This is a genomic window from Stenotrophomonas maltophilia group sp. vghtpe118, from assembly GCF_052605195.1.
Genome location: NZ_CP199672.1, coordinates 2,931,169 through 2,948,330 on the forward strand (window position 1 = coordinate 2,931,169; position 17,162 = coordinate 2,948,330).

Below are 17,162 nucleotides of genomic sequence, written 5' to 3' on the forward strand. Positions count from 1 at the left end.
AGCGATCAGCCGCGCGGCTTGCGTCCGACGGGTGCCCTTTCAAGCTGCTGCACGCGGCCTTCGATCTGGTCCAGGCGCTGGTTGGCCTGCTGTGCCGACTGGTTGGCGGACTCGGCACTCTGTGCAGCGCCCTGCACCTTTACATCGAGCTGATCGAGGCGCGAGTTGATGGTTGCGAACTCGTCCTTGTAGGTGGCACAAGCGCCAAGGCTCACGGTGGCGATGAGCGCTACAGCAAGTGCGCGGGCCGTCTTCATGTGTTGCGGGTTCAGGTTCATTGCACTCCCTCCTTCGTCTGGGGAAGCTGGAATATAGCGGCGTTTGTTCCCCATGCTGACAGGCGCTTTCAGCTGAAGTTGGAAGACGTGGAAGGGTTGTGAAATATGTTCATCAGCAAAGCTTAACGAGTGAGATCAGGCGAGCTGATGTGCACAGAGGCGATGGCCTTGCCGTTGCTCGAATCGCCCAATTCATCAGCCTGAAGACGGCTTCATTCCTACCCGTTTTCCACTGGCCCACACGCCGGGCGCCATTCACTTGCGGCGAACAATGCCGGCGCACTTTCCGGACGCACCGTCAGCAGCGTGGCGACGGCACCAGCTTTGTCATCGGCGCGGGCAACGTAGTCAGCGGCAATGCGGTAGCCGATCCAGTAGCCAAGATCGCCGCGGCGCGTTTCGTCGCCCGCTCCGTTGTAGAGCCATTGCGACAGATCAGTACCAGCGCTGTCCCGGGCGAACTGGCGTTCCAGGGCGCATTCGCGGCCCTGCGTCCAACGACGCAGATGCGCGTTGGCCGGTTGCCCCGAGATCAGTTCGCCCACGTACTCGGCGCCGCCTTCAAGCAACGTCTGATAGAGCAGGGTGGGCTGCGCGACATCGACGCTCGCACCGGGCTGCTGCACGTGCACGTACTCATGGGCGATCAGGTGCACGAATCGATCGCCGATGTCGGGCTGCATCCAGTCGGCGTGGCACAGTGCCTCCAGTCCGATCACCACGCCGTCGGGCGTGGTGACACCGCCGCTGTTTCCCCGACCCACCAGCACGGTGACCGGCGGAAAACGTGCGGAGGGAAACAGCGTGCCCAACCGATCGAGTGCCTTGGCAACCCGCTCGCGGATCTCCGGCAGTGCCGTCGCACAGGTACGGGCTTTGGCAAACAGCGCAGGTTTGTGCTGGATCGCATCTGCAAGACGATCCATCGAGCCGATACGGCTGTCAGTGAAGCTGCGTAGTGCATCCGTACCCGCATGCAGATAGCCGCGCTGCAGATCGTCGGCATTCGGCTTCCCTCCGCTTGCATCCAGCACGCTGAAGAAGCGCGAGACATCGTCGGTCTGAATCACGACGCGCCCGGAAGGGCGGGTACGCTCGGCTGCGTTGGCTACCTGCAGCATCATCGGCAGGGCGAAGAGCAGCAAAGCCCGCACTGTGCGCCGGGCATGAAGCGGAAACAGCAGTGACGCGGTGGATGCGTGCGGCATGAGGAGTTCCCTGAACGCCAGCCTTATTTATACACCAGTCAGTTCAATATTCAGGGTCGATTAGACCCCCTAACGGATAATTCACACCTGTCGACCGCCTCCTCTCTCTCTCCCCCTCCCGGGAGGCGGCCGACGAAACCAAAATAATTAAAGGTGTGTCCCGATGAACAAGAATTCGCTGCTCGCCCTGGGCCTTCTGGCTGCCCTGCCGTTCGCTGCATCGGCAACCGATGGCCTGTCGTACAACTACGTTGAAGGCGGCTACGTGAACACCGATGCCAAGGGCGGCGACGCCGATGGCTGGAAGGTGAAGGGTTCCGTGGCGGTGCACCCGAACTTCCACATCTTCGGCGACTACAGCGCGCAGGAGACCGACACGTTCAAGAATGACGTCGACCAGTGGCGCATCGGTGCCGGCTACAACTACGGCATCGCACCGAACACCGACCTGGTGGCCCGTGTCGCGTACCAGAAGTTCGACATGAAGCACGGCCTGGACTTCAACGGCTACTCCACCGAAGTCGGCGTGCGCACCGCGTTCAACCCGTACGTGGAAGGCTACGTGATGGCCGGCTACGAGGACTACACCAAGAAGCACGGCATCAACCCGGACGGCGAGTTCTACGGCCGCGTCGGCGCCACCGCCAAGTTCAACCAGAACTGGGGCCTGAGTGGCGAAGTGAAGCTGGCCAAGGCCGGCGACCGCGAGTGGTTCGTGGGCCCGCGCTTCACCTGGTAACAAACGCCCGTCGTTAGAGCGTGTTGTGCTGGCGTGTGACTCTCTCTCTCTCCCACACGCCAACCGAAGCCCGGCCTCGCGCCGGGCTTCTTCTTTTGTGTGCGTCCGGAGAGTGCAGGGCCGCAGCAGTTCCATGTAGCGCGGGAATGCACGGTGCTGCTCGCAGGACGGAACGAGAAACGCTCCGTCGCCGGTCAGGCGGTTCCGCTATGATCCCGGCACGTCGCCATTGACGATGCACCCGCCTCAAGCCAGCAGGAACTGCCGTGAATTCCCAGCCCGCACCGATCACCGCCCTCAACCACACGCTCGACAACGAGCCGCAGCAGATCACCGCACCGCTTACCCATTCGGCGGCGTTTCTGGTGCTGAAGGTGAAGGATGACGAGGCGTCGATCGCCAAGGCACGCGAGGTGCTGGCCAGCACCGATGACCTGATCAAGAACACCGCCATCCGCGAGATCGAGCGAACCTTCACCTGCAACGTGGCCATCGGCCATCGCGTGTGGCAGCCGCTGGTGGGCTCCACGCCGCCACGCGAGCTGAAGCCGTTCCGCGAGATCAAGGGCGCGACCCACACCGCTGTGGCCACGCCCGGTGACCTGCTGTACCACATCCGCGCACGTACCATGGACCTGATCGTGGCGTTCGAGCGCAACCTGCTGATGGCCTTCGGTGATGCGGTGGAAGCGGTCGATGACGTGGCCGGCTTCCGCTACTTCGATGGCCGCGATCTGCTGGACTTCGTCGACGGCACCGCCAACCCGGAAGGACTGTCGCTGCCGGAAGCCACCATTGTTGGCGATGAAGACCCGGAGCATGCCGGCGGCAGCTACGTGGTGGTGCAGAAGTACCTGCACAACCTCGATGCCTGGCGCGCGCAGAAGACCGAGGCGCAGGAGGCGATCATCGGCCGCACCAAGCACGACAACATCGAGCTGGATGATGCGCCGGCCGATGCGCAGAAATCGCACAAGACGCTGTGCACCATCGAAGACGCCGACGGCGAGCACGAAATCCTGCGCGACAACATGCCGTTCGCCAACCCGGGGCGCGGCGAGTACGGCACCTACTTCATCGGCTACACGCGCCGCCTGTGGGTGATCGAGAAGATGCTCGAGCGCATGTTCATCGGCAATCCTGCGCCGCTGCACGACCGCATCCTCGACTTCTCCACCGCCACCACCGGCGTGACCTTCTTCGCGCCCTCGCGCAAGGTGCTGGCCGACCTGGGCGAGTGATCGCGCCGGGCCATCACGGCCCGCCATCTGCCTGTCATCTATGGCGCCGACCATGGCGCGCTGGATGGGAGCGCAGGAGGCAGGCGAGGGTCATGTCAGCAAACAGGACCGGCATGCGCCGCTGGTGGCGGCGTCTGGCTGCGGTGCTCGGCGCACTGGCACTGGGGAGTGCCGCGGCGTCCGCACACGAAGCCCCTGCGCACTGGATGGCCTACGCCACCGCCGTGGGTGGCCAGCTGCAGCAGCGCCTGCAGCAGGAGCAGGACCCGCAGGCGCAGCGCGTGGTGGAGTGGTTGCGTGCACACCCGGATACACCCACGCCGCTGCCGGTGAGCCTGTGGATTGCGGCGGACGGCCGCATCTCGAAGCTGGAGTTCGACAGCCTGGGTGACCGCGAGGTGGATGCGGACCTGCGCGCGACGTTGCAGGCCGCGCCGTTGCAGGCGGCTCCGCCGGCCGACATGCGCCAACCGCTGCGATTGGGTCTGGTGCTTGACCGGTAGATCCACGCCATGCGTGGATGGGCCTACCGGTGACCCTTCAGCCACGCATGGCGTGGCTCTACTGTGGATGGCCAGCGCACAGCCCGGCCATCCGCATCAACGAACCGGCGCCACCTGCGGTTCGCGCGCGGCCGCGCTCCATGCACGCAGGCCGAACACGGCCAAGCCCAGGAAAAACACGTACAGCGCGGCAGTTACGTGCAGCGACTTGAACAGGTACGCACCCACATAGACTACGTCCACGGCGATCCATACCCACCAGCAGGCGACGTGGCGGCGCGCCTGCCACCACTGGCCGACCAGGCTCAGTGCGGTCAGCATCGCGTCCAGCCACGGCAGCGCGGCATCGGTGAAGGTGTGCATGGCCGCACCCAGCGCCACGCCACCGCACAGGCCGAAGGCCAGGTCGCGCAGCAGCTTGCCTCGCGCCAGTGGCACGATGCGGATGCTGCCCTCATCGGCGGCGTGCTGGCGCCAGTTGAGCCAGCCGTAGACCAGGAAGCCACCGAAGGCGACCTGCAGCAGCGTGTCCGAGTACAGCTTGGCCTCGGCGAACACCAGGCCATAAAGCGTGACCGACAGCAGGCCCACCGGCCATGCAGACAACCGGCGCCGTGCCATCAGCCAGACGCCGAGCACGCTGCACAGCGCGGCGCTCCACTCGAGCATCACGCTGCTCACAGCGCGAACGTCACCGACAGGCGCGCCTGTCGCGGTGCGCCGGGGAACAGGTAATAGTCACCGCCGCTGCTGCCGGTATCGCGCCAATAGAAGCGGTTGAACACGTTGTCCACCGACAGGTTCCAGGTCACCGCACGCTCGTGCAGGCGATGCTGGAAACGCAGGCCGGCATCGAACACCGAGTAGTCCGGCGCGCGCACGGCGCCGTCGGCGCGCGCCACGTTGGCACCCGCATAGCGCCAGCCGCCAGTGACATCCAGGCCCTGCACGAACGGCAGTGCATAGGCCACGTGCACGCTGGCACGCACCTTCGGCACGTTCACCAGCTGATGGCCTTCATAGGTGGGCGTGCCGGTATCGCGCGCGCGCGCCTGCAGCACGCTGGCGCTGGCCACGATCTGCAGTGCATCGGTCAGCTGGCCGTTGGCGGTCAGCTCCAGGCCGGTGTGGGTCTGCGTGCCTTCCTCGACGAAGGTGTAACCCACATCGCTGTTGTCGGGCTTGGCGTACTGGTACGGCTGCGAAATGCGGAACACCGCCGCACCCAGGGTCAGCGCTTCGACCGGCACGTACTTCACGCCCACTTCCAGCTGGCGCGACTGTACCGACGGCAGGAAGGTGTCGGCGTTGCTGGTCCAGAACGGCGCTTCCTGGCCCAGCGAAATGCCGCGCACGTAACTGGCGTAGGCGTTGAGCTGGTCGGTGGCTTTCCACACCACCGCAGTCTGTGGCAGGAAGCGCGACAGGCGGCTGTGCCGCTGCGGGATGCCGCGCTTGTCGTAGGCGCGCTCGTCCAGGCGGACGAAGCGGCCACCGGCCAGCCACTGCCAGTCGTCACCGAAGCTGATCCGGTCCAGCGCGAAGAACGCGGTCTGGCGACTGTCCAGGCGCCGTGCGGAGGGGCCCGGCATCTTCGGCGACGGCGCGAACACCGGCACCGGTGCCTCGTGGATGTTGCTGGTGCCGACGTACTCGTTGACGCTCGGGCGCCTGTCCACGGTGCGGCGGAAGTAGTCGGCACCGACGGTCAGCTGGTGGCCGATGCTGCCGGTCTCGAAGCGGCCACGCAGTTCGGCACGGGCCTGCTGGTTCTGGCGGGTGTCGTCCGGGCTGCGGTAGTCGTAGATGTCATAGTCGCCGTTGGGCGCGAAGTAGTTGCCCGGCACGCTGCCATCGGCACATTGCGCGGCGTAGTAGCAGCCGTAGGCGAAGGCGACGTTGTCGTCGATCACCGAGCGGCTGTGGCCGACCGAGACGCGCGACTGCCAGGCCTCATTGAAGTCGTAGGTGTGCAGCGCGGTGATGTTGGTGCTGGCGATATCCACCGGGCGCTGCCACGGCTGGTAGCCGAGCAGATGCTCGCGGTCGACACCGCGCGGCAGGTCACGCGCGCCCAGCAGCTGGTAGCCGGACACCGAGCGCTGCGCGCTGGTCTGGTAGTTGGCATCCACTTCCAGCTTGCCGCGCTCGCCGATTAGCCAGTCGGCGGCCAGCGAGTAGAAGTTGCGGCGGCCATCGGCATGCTCGACGTAGGAATTGCTGGAATCCCATGCGGCATTCAGGCGCAGGCCGAAGCGCGGGGTGATCCAGTGGCCGACATCGATGGCGACGTAGCGCGAGCCTTCCGAATCGGTGCCGAGCGTGGCGGTGCGCACTTCGGCCGGGCGCTTGCCGATGTAGTTGATGATGCCGCCCGGCGCCATCACCCCTGCCGCCAGGCCGGCTTCACCCTTGAGGATCTCCACCGACTGCACGTTCTCCAGCGCCAGGCGCTGTTCGCCGGCGATGGACAGGCCGTTGAAGCGGTAGCCGGTGGCGGCGTCCAGGGCGAAGCCGCGGATGGCGATGTTCTGGTAGTAGCCCACCGGCGCGTAGGCATCACCCAGCGAGGCATCATTGCTGGCCAGCTCGGACAGCGAACGTAGCTGGCGGCGGTCGAGATAGTCGCGCTCGAGCACGTTCACCGAAGCCGGCGTGTCCTTCCAAGAACCGCCACCGAAGGCGTTCACGCGCGAGGTATCGGCCTTCGGCTTGCCGGCCTGCACGCGCACCGCCGCCAGTTCGGTCGGCGAGCGCTCGGCGCCGGTGGCAGCCGCATCAGGGGATGCCTCGGCCTCGCTGGCGTGCAGTGGCAGCGCAGCGCAGAGGGCGAGGGAGAGCAGGGTGGGGCGCAGGCAGCGGTTCATTCGGTTCGTCTTCGGACAACAAGGGAGACGAAGCGACGGCGCGCAGGTGCACTGACCCATGACGGGGGTGTGGCTGCGGCTCAAAGCTCCCTACGCCGGTGCAAACCGGATCAGGTTCCAAGGGACTCTCTCAGCCTGGCAGATCCAGGCACCCCCGCTTCAGGTGACCATTTCACTACAAATGGTACGGATTTGCGAGCGCCACCCAGGGTCAGATCCCTTTCCTGCGGAAAGGGATCTGACTCCAACGCTGCGTCAACCGGATCACGCGGCGGCGTGCAGGGCCTGCAGCAGTGCCTGCCCCGGGGCGGCATGGAACCACGCCGGATGGCCAAGCATGAAGGGCTGCCACGCCACGTCGGCATTGGCGGTCGAGCCGGTGACGCCCTCGAAATACTCCACTTCGGACAGTGCGAAGTCGAAATGCACCATCGGCAGCAGGTCGGCCAGCAGGTGCACGCGTGCCGCCGACAACGGCAGCACCTCGCGGTAGCCATCGAGCAACGCCAGCGCGATATCGACGCGCACGGCCTCCATGCCGCGCGCCAGCTCCAGCCATGCCACGGCGTTGCGCTCGATGGCGGTGGCCAGGTCGAACAGTGCGCTGGTGGGCGAGGCCAGGCCGAAATCCAGCACGGTGCTGACCTGCCCGTCGCGCCACAGCAGGTTGGAGACATGCCAGTCGTTGTGCGCCCACAGCCGTGGTTCGTCGCGCAGGCGCTCGGCCAGGCCCGTGTGCCACGGCAGCACGTCGTGCTGCAGCTGCGCTTCCCACGGAATGCGCTCGAGATAGCGGGCCAGGCCGGGGCGCTCGTGCAGCCCTGCCTTGATTGCCGCCACCGGATCGTCGGCGCGGATCAGATCATCGCGCGCGACCAGCAGATGGGTGCTGCGCTGGGGCGCGCGGTAGCCGTCGGCAGCACGGTGCAGCTGGGCCAGCATGCGTCCGGCTTCACGGGCCTGCGCGACGTCGGTCAGCAGCGACCACGACACCGCGTCGCGGTACAGGTCGTCGCCTACGCCGACGTCGTGCAGTTCAAACGTCCATTCGCCGTGTTCGACCGCGGTGTGACCATCGGTCGCTGCCAGCACCTGTGCCACCGGCACGCCAGCAGCGTCGAGATGGGCGATGAAGCGGTGTTCTTCTTCCAGGCAGGCCGCGTTGCGCACGCTGTGGTGATGGCGCTTGATGAACACCGCGCCGCGCGTGCCATCGACGATGGCGGCAGCCGACAACGGCCGCGGGCTGTGCCAGCGCGGTTGGCTGCCGCTGTGCAGCTGCGGATAGCACTGCCGCAACCACGCGATGTCCGCCGCGCTGATCGGTGGCCAGTCGGCAGCGACCTCGTCGTTGTTGAGGCCCTGCACGCGGTGGGAGGAAGACGTCATGCCGCAGCCCGAGAGGGGAAAGTCACATCCAAGGCTGCGCATTCAACGCCATGCGCGCGGCCAACGCAAACGGGCGGGTCATCGACCCGCCCGTCCCTGCCATCGGCAGGGTAACGCCACCGTGCCGCTTACCAGCCGCGATGGCGACCGCGGTCGTGGTAGTAGCGGTTGTCGTAGTAACGCTCGCGCTGCCAGCGGCGGTCGTCGCCACGGTTGTAGTAGCCGCTGCGGTAGTAGCCACGATCGTAGCGGCGGTCGTAGCGGTTGTCGTAGTAGCGATTGTCGTAATAGCGACGGTCGCGGCGGTCGGAGGTGGTCAGATTGCCGATTGCGCCACCGGCCACGGCACCGCCGACGGTGGCCGCAGGGTCGCCGTTGGAGAGCAGGTTGCCGGCCACGCCACCGACCACGGCGCCGACCAGGGTGCGCTTGTCCTTCCTCGACATCGCGCTGGCATCGCTGGCCACGGCGACACCGGCAACCAGTGCCAGGGCCATCGCCAGACCACGGAAGCTGAGTGTGGAAGTACTGAGCATGTTCGTTCTCCTGTGAGGTGCATGCCACGCTGGGCAGGGAGGGCGCGGGGCGCCCCGGCTGCCGTGATGTCCACGCTGGCGTTCCAACATTGCCGGAACATTGCCTGGTGCACCGAGCGGCTTGCGCATTCATCTAGCGGCAGGCGGCATGAAGCAAGGCTGAAAGCGGCTGCGGCCGCTCAGCTGGCGGAAAGGAAAAGGGCCGCGGAGGTGGCCCCTCCCTTCTCTGCCAAGGCGTTGGCATGTCCGACGCCCATCGCTTTCTGGGCCTGCCGCGCCTGCTCCTGCGGGGTCTCCTGCTGCGGCCGCAGCACGTCAGGCGCGCTCTGGCACCGCACCGCGGCGAAGCGCCAGGCTCTGCCCGCTGGCGGCCCGCGTCTCCACGGTGACGCGGCTGGCGGCCGGACATGCGCCGGTCGATTCCTTCGACCTCGCATTGTTGCCGGTGCGATTATGTGAATCGCGTCTCAAATTTTCCCGTCACGCAGATAGTCGAACAATTCGGCATCGCCCTTCAGCCCCAGCTTGAGCATCGCATCGCCCTTCTGCCGGCTGATGGTGCTGACGCTCTTGTGCAGCAGCAGCGAAATCTCCTTGACCGTCATGCCGGTGCCGAGCAAGCGCAGCACCTCCACCTCGCGCGGGGACAGCGGCTTGCCGTCGCCCTCGCGCATGCGCCAGCTGCCGGCCGCCTCCACCCGTTCGCGCAGGCTGCGGCTGATGTAGGGCTGGCCGCGGTAGACCGACTGGATGGCCTGTGGCAGTTCGTCCATCGACGAACTCTTGTCGACCAGGCCGAGCACGCCGCTGTCGAGCACCATGCGCAGGATCGCCAGGTTGCTGGAGACGCTGAGCATCAGCACGGGCAGGTCGGGATGGCGGCGGCGGATCATGCCGATCATGGCGAAGCCGTCGGCCTGCGGGCTGCCCGGCATGGAGTAGTCGGTGACCAGCAGGTCACAGGGCTGGCTGGCGAGCAGGGTCATCAGCGCCTGCGCGCTGTCGGCCTCGCCGACCACGCGGCCGACGCCGCTCGACTCGATGACGGCGCGGGTACCGATACGGACCACGGGGTGATCGTCTGCGATGATGATGCGCAAGCTCATGCTCTAGTATGGCCATCGGGCACGCCGGACCGCGACCATCGCGGTCCCTGGCAGGATTCTAGGAGATCGACGCAGATGCGTAGGTGGGCTGTTCGCGGGCTGCTCCTGCTGCTGGCGCTGCTGGCGCTGCCCGTGGCCCAGGCACAGCCGGCCCCTGGCCTGCTGCCGCTCAGCCCGTTGCAGCGCGAATACCTGGTGGCGCATCCGACCATCGTTGTCGGGCAGTATGACAGCGGCTGGCCGCCCTTCGAGTCCCTCCGTGATGGCGAGCAGGTCGGGCTGGGACCGGACTACCTGTCGCATCTTGCTCGCCAGCTCGGTGTGAAGGTCGAGGCGCGCCGCTATCCGGACTGGACATCCGTGCTGGATGCGGCATGTCGTGGCGAGATCGACGTGGTGATGAATGTCGGCCTCAGTGCTGACCGCACCCGCTGCATGGTCTATACCGCCGCCTACAGTGAGGCGCCGCTCGCACTGGTGGGCCGGCCCGATGACCTGCGTGCCTCCGACATGCCGGATCTGGATGGGCTGAGGGTGGTGATCGAACAGGACTTCCTGACCGGTCCGCAGGTGCGCGCCCGATTCCCGCGTGCCCGCCAGCTTGTCGCAAACGACACGTTGAGCGCATTGCAGATGGTCAGAGACGACAAAGCGGACGTCTACATCGGCAATGCCTTCGTCGCCACCGAGCTGATTGCCAGCCGGCGCCTGCAGGGCGTGGCGCTGTTGCGGCCAAGCGACCTGCCCCCTGAACGGTTGCACTTCGGCATTCCCAACAGCAAGCAACCCCTGGCCGAAGCCCTGGACCTGGCGCTGGCCGCGACCAGCCAGGCCCAGCGCGATGCCCTCGCACAACGCTGGTTGTCACCGCCGCACTGGTCGGCATCGGCGCAGCTGGCGCTGAGCCAGGCCGAGAAGCGTGTGCTGGAGCAGCCGCTGATGATCGGTTTCGCGCCGAATGCCGCGCCCCTGTCGTTCACCGGCGAGGATGGCCGGCCCAGTGGCCTGGCCAGCGAGTACCTGCAGCGCCTGATGCAGGCCGGTGCCAACCTGAAGGTCGAGAACAGCCACGACTGGTACGAGGTGCGTGAGAAGGCCCGCCGCGGTGAACTGCAGGCGGTGATGGGCATACCCGTTGATTCGCGCTACCTGGGCCCGGACTGGGTGTTCAGCCAGCCCTTCATCAGCGTGCCGAACGTGATTGTGGTCAGGAGCGATGGCGAGTCGCTGCTGGGCCTGGCCGACCTGCAGGGCAAGCGCGTGCTGCTGTCCGACCCGGAGCGCGTGCGTGGCTATGTGCAGCAACAGGCGCCGCAGGCCCGGATCATTGCTGCGCGGAGTGCCGAGCAGGCGCTGCAGCGCCTGCTTGAGGGTGAAGCCGATGCCTATGTCGGCAACCTTGCCGTGGTCGATCACCTGCTGCGCAGCCGTTTCCCGGGGCGGATGCAGGTCGCGGCTCCGGCCGGTTTCAACGACCAGCTGGCGCTGGCAGTGGATCGCCGCCATGCGGCCCTGGCCACGACCTTCGATCGCCTGCTGCTGCAGATGACCCCACGCAAGCGCGAGGCGCTGCGCAGCGCCTGGCTGGCGGTGGAGTACCGCAATGGGGTCGACTGGAGCAATCTGCTGCGGTGGGGCGTGCCCGTGCTGATGGTGCTGCTGACCGCACTGCTGGTGCATGGCGTGGGCCATTGGCGGCTGCGCCGTGAGGTGGCAGGACGCCGCCAGCTGGAGCAGCGCCTGGCCGAGGTGACCGACAACCTGCCGGCGGTGGTCTACCAGGCCCGCCGCGATGCCGATGGCACGCTGAGCTTCCCGTTCATCGCCGGCGACCTGCCTGCGTTGTTCGGCATCACCCGGCAGCAGGCCGAACAGGATGCGAGGGTGTTGCTGGAACGCGTCGAGCAGGAGGACCGCGCGCGCATCCTGCATTCGATCGAGCAGGCCGCGCACCAGTTCGCGCCGTTGATCCTGGAGTTCCGCCTGCGCAGCGACGGGGAAGGCGTGCGCTGGGTGCGCAGCCAGGCCCATCCCTACGCCGCCGAAGAAGGCGCGGTGATCTGGAGCGGGTACTGGGTGGATGTAAGCGAAGCCCGGATGCAGGCCGATGCACTGGCGGCGGCGAAGGCGGACGCCGAGCAGGCCGCTGAGGCCAAATCGCGTTTCCTGGCCACGATGAGCCACGAGATCCGTACGCCGATGAGCGGCGTGCTGGGCATGCTGGAGGTGCTGGCGCACTCACCGCTGGACAGCGAGCAGCAGCGCATCCTCGGCGTGATCGAGGATTCGGCGCAGATGCTGCGGCAGATCCTCGACGACATCCTCGATTACTCGCGGCTGGAAGCGGGTGCACTGCGCCTGGAGCCGGTGCCGCAACCGCTGCGGCCCCTGCTGGAAAGCGTGTGCCGGTTGATGTCGGCGCAGGCCAGTGCACGCGGGCTGGAGCTGCACGTGCAGATCGACCCCCAGCTGGCGGCAGCGCACGAAGTGGATGGCGTGCGCCTGCGCCAGATCGTGTTCAACCTGCTCAGCAATGCCATCAAGTTCACTGCACGCGGCGAAGTGCGGCTGCAGCTGGAGGTACTGGGCCCGACCGCCGAAGACGGCAGCCAGCCGCTGTGCCTGAGCGTCACCGACACCGGCACCGGGATCGCACCGGAACAGCTGCGGCACCTGTTTGCGCCGTTCACCCAGGCCGGTGCCTACATCCAGCGCGACCATGGTGGTACCGGCCTCGGCCTGAGCATCTGCCAGCGCCTGGTGCAGATGATGGGCGGCGAGCTGGAGTTGCACAGCACGCTGGGCGAGGGCACCCGCGCCGAGGTGCGGCTGGCGCTGGTGGAGGCAGGCAGGGGTGACGTTGAAGCGCTGGTTGCGGAGCAGGAGCAGGCGGCGCTGCTGCCGCCGGCGCTGCGCGAGGCACGCGTGCTGGTGATCGAGGATCACCCGACCAACCAGGCGATGATGGCGTGGCGGCTGCAGCAGCTGGGCGTACCCCATGTGCTGCTGGGCGATGGCCAGCAGGCACTGGACCGCTTGTCATCGGAGGCCTTCGATCTGGTCATTACCGACTGCCGCATGCCGGTACTCGACGGCTTCGGTTTCACCCGCCTGCTGCGCGAGCGCGAGGGCCGTACCGGCCAGCCGCGGCTGACGGTGCTGGCGCTGACCGCCAGCGTGCTGGACGACGATGCGCGCCGCTGCCGCGAGGCCGGCATGGACGAGGTGCTGGCCAAGCCGCTGTCGCTGGCCACGCTGCGCACCGCGCTGCTGCGCTGGCTGCCGCAGGCACAGGGTCAGTCGTTCGATGCGCCCGTGCAGGAGACTGTCGCCGACGACGCTGAAGTGCTGCCTGATCTGGCCACCCTGCAGCAGCGCTATGGCTCGCGCGCCGTGGCCGAGCAGCTGCGCGACAGCCTGCTGCAGGCCAGTGAAAGTGATCTGGCGGCGGTGCAGCGCGCCGTGCGGGCCGGTGACCGCGAGACTGCGGCGCTCCACCTGCATCGCCAGGCGGGCGGTCTGGGGGCGATCGGGGCAAGCGCACTGGCCGGGCAGGCCAACGCGCTGGTCGAGCGCCTGCAGGATGCGACCGAGGCCGATCCGGCACCGGTGTTCGCCGCTGTAACGGCGTTCGTGGAGCGCCTGCAGCACCAGCTGCAGCGATTGGGTCACTGAGCCGACTGCTGTTGCAGGTAGGCGATCACCAGCGCGCGGCGTTCGGCGCTGGGAAAGGCGTTGTACATGCGCGTGCCGGGCACCACGTGGGTGGGCGACTGCAGGAACGCGTCCAGGGTCTGCGCGCTCCAGGTGATGTCGGCGCGGCGCATGCCGTCGGAATAGCCGTAATCGGGCAGGCTGCCGGCGCGACGGCCGATCACGCCGTGCAGGTTGGGGCCGAAGCGGTGGATGCCGCCAGGCTGCACGGTGTGGCAGCCTGCGCACAGTTCGAACGCGCGCTGCATGGCCTGCTGCCGGGCCTGTTCGGGCGTCGCCGGCGCCGCAGGCGGGCGCTGGCAGGCCGTGGCAAGCAGGGCCACGGCAACGGTGGTGAGCAGGCGGGAGGCACGCATGGGCGGGCAGGATAGCGGTGCGGTGGAGCGGCCGGGCTGCGACACGTGGTCGCAGCCCGTGGCGATCACATGCCCGAGTAGTTCGGGCCGCCGCCGCCCTGCGGGGTCACCCAGACGATGTTCTGGGTCGGGTCCTTGATGTCGCAGGTCTTGCAGTGCACGCAGTTCTGCGCGTTGATCTGCAGGCGCGCGTTGTCAGCGTCGCCGACGAACTCGTACACGCCGGCCGGGCAGTAACGGGCTTCGGGACCTGCGTACTCGGCCAGGTTCACCTTCACCGGAATGCTCGGATCCTTCAGCGTCAGGTGGCTGGGCTGGTTCTCGTCGTGGTTGGTGCTGCTCAGGAACACCGAGCTGAGACGATCGAAGGTCAGCACGCCATCGGGCTTGGGGTAGGCGATGCGGGTGTGCTGCGACGCCGGCTCCAGGCAGGCGTGGTCCGGCTGGGTGCGGTGCAGGGTCCACGGCGGGTTGCGCACGCCCAGCTTCGGCAGCAGCCACTGCTCCACGCCGGTCATCAGCGTGGCAACGGTCTGGCCCTTCTTGAACCACTGCTTGAAGTTCTTGGCCTGCTGCAGTTCGGTGAACAGCCAGCTGGCTTCGAACGCCTTCGGGTAGGCGCTCAGTTCATCGTGCTGGCGATCGGCGGCCAGCGCGTCGAACGCGGCGTCGGCGCACAGCATGCCGGTCTTGATCGCGGCATGGCTGCCCTTGATGCGGCTGGCGTTGAGGTAGCCGGCCTCGCAGCCGACCAGCGCGCCCCCGGGGAACACCGTCTTCGGCAGCGACAGCAGGCCGCCGGCGGTGATCGCACGGGCGCCGTAACCGATGCGGGTGCCGCCCTCCAGGTGCTTGCGGATGGAGGGATGGGTCTTGAAACGCTGGAACTCCTCGAACGGGCTCAGCCACGGGTTCTTGTAGTCCAGGCCGACCACGTAACCAATGGCGACCTTGCCGCCGTCGGCGTGGTACAGGAACGCGCCGCCGTAGGTGTCGCTGTCCAGCGGCCAGCCAGCCGCATGCACCACCAGGCCCGGCTCATGCCTGGCCGGGTCGATCTGCCACAGCTCCTTGATGCCGATGCCGTAGGCCTGCGGGTCCTTGCCTTCGTCCAGTTTGTAGCGGGCGATCAGCTGGCGGCCGAGGTGGCCGCGCGCACCTTCGGCGAAGATCGTGTACTTGGCGTGCAGCGCCATCCCACGCTCGAAGGCCGGACCGATGCTGCCGTCCTTCTCGATGCCCATGTCGCCGGTGGCCACGCCGATCACCTCGCCGTTGTCGCCGTACAGCACTTCTGCAGCGGCGAAGCCCGGGAAGATCGCAACCTCCAGCGCCTCGGCCTGCTGCGCCAGCCAGCGGGTCACTTCGCCCAGGCTGATGATGTAGTTGCCTTCGTTGTGGAAGCACTCCGGCAGCAGCGCGTTGGGGGTGCTGCGCGCGCCGGTCTCGCTGAGGAACAGGAATTCGTCGCGGGTGACCTTCTGCTTCAGCGGAGCGCCGCGCTCGGCCCAGTCCGGGAACAGCTCGGTCAGCGCGCGCGGATCCATCACCGCGCCGGACAGCACGTGCGCGCCCGGCTCGGAACCCTTCTCCAGCACGCACACCGACAGCTCGCGGCCGGCTTCGATCGCGCGCTGGCGCAGCCGGATCGCGGTGGCCAGGCCGGCGGGGCCGGCACCGACGATCACCACGTCGAATTCCATTACTTCACGCGGGGGCAGGGCGTTGGCTTCAGCGCTCATCGATTGCATGACTCGTGGGTAGGGCCGGCATCGGGGCCACCGGCGGTGCCTGGGAATCGCGCGTGCGGCCACGGGCGAAACGGTTGTTTGAATGTGTCAGGGTACCGGTACGCGCGTGATCGAGCTAGATCAGCGATGTTCACACCACGATTGCTGCATTGCAGCGTAGTGCTGCAGCTCTGGTGGGTGCCGACCTTGGTCGGCACGCTCTGCCCGGATGACCGACAATGGCCGGGTCCTGACTGCGCGTGAGTGCCATGGCTTTGCATCCGTACGATCTGTTCGATGTCCGTTCCCTGCTCAACGAGGAAGAGCGCGCAGTGCAGGAGAGCGTCGCCCGCTTCACCAACGAGCGCGTGCTGCCGATCATCGGCGATGCTTTCGACCAGGCCCGCTTCCCCGACGAACTGGTGCCGGAGATCGCCTCGTTGGGCCTGCTGGGCGCGACCCTGCCGACCGAGTACGGCGGCGGTGGTCTCGGCGCGGTCAGCTATGGCCTGATCTGCCAGGAGCTGGAGCGCGGCGATTCGGGCCTGCGCAGCTTCGTTTCGGTGCAGAGCTCGCTGTGCATGTATCCCATCTACGCGTACGGCAGCGAGGAACAGCGCCAGCAGTGGCTGCCGGCGATGGCACGCGGCGAACTGATCGGCTGCTTCGGCCTGACCGAGGCGCACGGTGGGTCCGACCCGGCCAGCATGAAGACCCGCGCGGTGCGCGACGGCAGCGACTGGCGCATCAGCGGCAGCAAGATGTGGATCACCAGCGGCCCGGTGGCCGACCTGGCCATCGTCTGGGCACAGACCGAGGACGGCATCCAGGGCTTCGTGCTGGAAAAGGGCATGGCCGGCTTCACGACGCAGGAGATCAAGCACAAGATGAGCCTGCGCGCGTCGCTGACCGGCGCGCTGTTCTTCGATGACGTGCGCGTGCCCGACAGCCATCGCCTGCCGAACGTGAAGGGCCTGAAGGGGCCGCTGGGCTGCCTGACCCAGGCCCGTTACGGCATCAGCTGGGGGCCGATCGGTGCGGCGATTGCCTGCCTGGATGAAGCGCTGGGCTATGCCAAGGAGCGCGTGCTGTTTGGTCGTCCGCTGGCGGCCACGCAGAGCGCGCAGATCAAGCTGGCCGAGATGGCCCGCCGGATCACCACCGCGCAGTTGCTGGCGCTGCAGCTCGGCCGGCTGAAGGAAGCCGGCCAGCTGCAACCGCAGCAGGTCAGCCTGGCCAAATGGAACAACTGCCGCATGGCGATCGACATCGCCCGCGAGTGTCGCGATCTGCTGGGTGGGGCTGGGATCACCACCGAGCACGTGGCGATCCGACACGCGCTGAACCTGGAATCGGTGATCACCTACGAGGGCACCGAGACCGTGCACCAGCTGGTGATCGGCCGCGAACTGACCGGCATCAACGCGTTCTGAGTGCACCGGTAGTGCCGGCCGCTGGCCGGCATTGCGGGTAGGGTGGGCGGCAAGGGACGCCT

Annotated in this window: 14 protein-coding genes and 1 riboswitch; of the genes, 5 read left to right on the forward strand and 9 right to left on the reverse strand. The window is 67.2% G+C overall.

Going from position 1 to position 17,162, the window contains the following annotated elements; all coding sequences use genetic code 11:
- Positions 1-5 precede the first annotated feature (5 nt).
- Positions 6-278 carry a hypothetical protein gene (locus tag ACUDTM_RS13355; RefSeq protein ID WP_005420910.1) on the reverse strand — a complete coding sequence of 91 codons (273 nt, stop codon included), beginning with the start codon at positions 276-278 and terminating at the stop codon, positions 6-8.
- A gap of 218 nt (positions 279-496) precedes the next feature.
- Positions 497-1,486 (reverse strand): DUF2268 domain-containing putative Zn-dependent protease, encoded by a 990-nt coding sequence (locus ACUDTM_RS13360; protein WP_245885034.1) that lies wholly within the window; start codon positions 1,484-1,486, stop codon positions 497-499.
- A gap of 163 nt (positions 1,487-1,649) precedes the next feature.
- Between ACUDTM_RS13360 and ACUDTM_RS13365 the strand changes: the two genes are divergently transcribed.
- The 3 genes from ACUDTM_RS13365 (at position 1,650) to ACUDTM_RS13375 (ending at position 3,969) form a co-directional block, all read left to right on the forward strand.
- Positions 1,650-2,225 (forward strand): OmpO family porin, encoded by a 576-nt coding sequence (locus ACUDTM_RS13365; RefSeq protein WP_049465985.1) that lies wholly within the window; start codon positions 1,650-1,652, stop codon positions 2,223-2,225.
- A 266-nt stretch (positions 2,226-2,491) separates the two neighbouring features.
- Positions 2,492-3,466, forward strand: coding sequence for a Dyp-type peroxidase (locus tag ACUDTM_RS13370; protein WP_088496696.1), 975 nt, complete (start codon positions 2,492-2,494; stop codon positions 3,464-3,466).
- Positions 3,467-3,558: 92 nt separating this feature from the next.
- Positions 3,559-3,969, forward strand: coding sequence for a hypothetical protein (locus ACUDTM_RS13375; RefSeq protein WP_088496697.1), 411 nt, complete (start codon positions 3,559-3,561; stop codon positions 3,967-3,969).
- Positions 3,970-4,065: 96 nt separating this feature from the next.
- Here the strand turns inward: ACUDTM_RS13375 and pnuC are convergent, their stop codons facing one another.
- The 5 genes from pnuC to ACUDTM_RS13400 form a co-directional block, all read right to left on the reverse strand.
- The gene (gene pnuC, locus ACUDTM_RS13380; protein ID WP_088496711.1) at positions 4,066-4,638 is read right to left on the reverse strand and encodes a nicotinamide riboside transporter PnuC; all 573 of its coding nucleotides are present in this window, start codon (positions 4,636-4,638) and stop codon (positions 4,066-4,068) included.
- 8 nt (positions 4,639-4,646) lie between these two features.
- Complete coding sequence (locus ACUDTM_RS13385) at positions 4,647-6,836, reverse strand: TonB-dependent receptor (RefSeq protein ID WP_072167330.1); 2,190 nt, start codon at positions 6,834-6,836, stop codon at positions 4,647-4,649.
- Positions 6,837-6,906: 70 nt separating this feature from the next.
- Positions 6,907-7,002, reverse strand: a riboswitch (TPP riboswitch).
- A gap of 98 nt (positions 7,003-7,100) precedes the next feature.
- Positions 7,101-8,225 carry a phosphotransferase enzyme family protein gene (locus ACUDTM_RS13390; RefSeq protein ID WP_072167329.1) on the reverse strand — a complete coding sequence of 375 codons (1,125 nt, stop codon included), beginning with the start codon at positions 8,223-8,225 and terminating at the stop codon, positions 7,101-7,103.
- A gap of 128 nt (positions 8,226-8,353) precedes the next feature.
- Positions 8,354-8,761: a glycine zipper 2TM domain-containing protein gene (locus ACUDTM_RS13395; protein ID WP_088496698.1), complete on the reverse strand. Its 408-nt coding sequence runs from the start codon at positions 8,759-8,761 to the stop codon at positions 8,354-8,356.
- A 467-nt stretch (positions 8,762-9,228) separates the two neighbouring features.
- Positions 9,229-9,867 carry a response regulator transcription factor gene (locus ACUDTM_RS13400; protein WP_005420808.1) on the reverse strand — a complete coding sequence of 213 codons (639 nt, stop codon included), beginning with the start codon at positions 9,865-9,867 and terminating at the stop codon, positions 9,229-9,231.
- A gap of 75 nt (positions 9,868-9,942) precedes the next feature.
- Between ACUDTM_RS13400 and ACUDTM_RS13405 the strand changes: the two genes are divergently transcribed.
- Positions 9,943-13,542, forward strand: a complete 3,600-nt coding sequence (locus tag ACUDTM_RS13405; protein WP_445391358.1) for an ATP-binding protein — start codon at positions 9,943-9,945, stop codon at positions 13,540-13,542.
- Here the strand turns inward: ACUDTM_RS13405 and ACUDTM_RS13410 are convergent.
- Both ACUDTM_RS13410 and ACUDTM_RS13415 read right to left on the reverse strand, forming a co-directional pair.
- Positions 13,536-13,937, reverse strand: coding sequence for a c-type cytochrome (locus ACUDTM_RS13410; RefSeq protein ID WP_053497753.1), 402 nt, complete (start codon positions 13,935-13,937; stop codon positions 13,536-13,538). The two genes, ACUDTM_RS13405 and ACUDTM_RS13410, sit on opposite strands and share 7 nt — an antisense overlap.
- Before the next feature lie 65 nt (positions 13,938-14,002).
- Complete coding sequence (locus ACUDTM_RS13415; RefSeq protein WP_069138112.1) at positions 14,003-15,679, reverse strand: electron transfer flavoprotein-ubiquinone oxidoreductase; 1,677 nt, start codon at positions 15,677-15,679, stop codon at positions 14,003-14,005.
- Positions 15,680-15,936: 257 nt separating this feature from the next.
- Here ACUDTM_RS13415 and ACUDTM_RS13420 point away from each other — a divergent pair, with 257 nt between their 5' ends.
- Positions 15,937-17,100, forward strand: coding sequence for an acyl-CoA dehydrogenase family protein (locus ACUDTM_RS13420; RefSeq protein ID WP_024956299.1), 1,164 nt, complete (start codon positions 15,937-15,939; stop codon positions 17,098-17,100).
- The last annotated feature ends 62 nt before the right edge of the window (positions 17,101-17,162 follow it).

What these genes read in the sequence shown, in the direction of transcription:
- ACUDTM_RS13390 (WP_072167329.1), bottom strand. Translation starts at nt 8,225, where the DNA reads ATGACGTCTTCCTCCCACCGCGTGCAGGGCCTCAACAACGACGAGGTC.
- ACUDTM_RS13385 (WP_072167330.1), bottom strand. Translation starts at nt 6,836, where the DNA reads ATGAACCGCTGCCTGCGCCCCACCCTGCTCTCCCTCGCCCTCTGCGCT.
- ACUDTM_RS13410 (WP_053497753.1), bottom strand. Translation starts at nt 13,937, where the DNA reads ATGCGTGCCTCCCGCCTGCTCACCACCGTTGCCGTGGCCCTGCTTGCC.
- ACUDTM_RS13405 (WP_445391358.1), top strand. Translation starts at nt 9,943, where the DNA reads ATGCGTAGGTGGGCTGTTCGCGGGCTGCTCCTGCTGCTGGCGCTGCTG.
- ACUDTM_RS13355 (WP_005420910.1), bottom strand. Translation starts at nt 278, where the DNA reads ATGAACCTGAACCCGCAACACATGAAGACGGCCCGCGCACTTGCTGTA.
- ACUDTM_RS13395 (WP_088496698.1), bottom strand. Translation starts at nt 8,761, where the DNA reads ATGCTCAGTACTTCCACACTCAGCTTCCGTGGTCTGGCGATGGCCCTG.
- ACUDTM_RS13400 (WP_005420808.1), bottom strand. Translation starts at nt 9,867, where the DNA reads ATGAGCTTGCGCATCATCATCGCAGACGATCACCCCGTGGTCCGTATC.
- pnuC (WP_088496711.1), bottom strand. Translation starts at nt 4,638, where the DNA reads ATGCTCGAGTGGAGCGCCGCGCTGTGCAGCGTGCTCGGCGTCTGGCTG.
- ACUDTM_RS13365 (WP_049465985.1), top strand. Translation starts at nt 1,650, where the DNA reads ATGAACAAGAATTCGCTGCTCGCCCTGGGCCTTCTGGCTGCCCTGCCG.
- ACUDTM_RS13360 (WP_245885034.1), bottom strand. Translation starts at nt 1,486, where the DNA reads ATGCCGCACGCATCCACCGCGTCACTGCTGTTTCCGCTTCATGCCCGG.
- ACUDTM_RS13415 (WP_069138112.1), bottom strand. Translation starts at nt 15,679, where the DNA reads ATGAGCGCTGAAGCCAACGCCCTGCCCCCGCGTGAAGTAATGGAATTC.
- ACUDTM_RS13375 (WP_088496697.1), top strand. Translation starts at nt 3,559, where the DNA reads ATGTCAGCAAACAGGACCGGCATGCGCCGCTGGTGGCGGCGTCTGGCT.
- ACUDTM_RS13420 (WP_024956299.1), top strand. Translation starts at nt 15,937, where the DNA reads ATGGCTTTGCATCCGTACGATCTGTTCGATGTCCGTTCCCTGCTCAAC.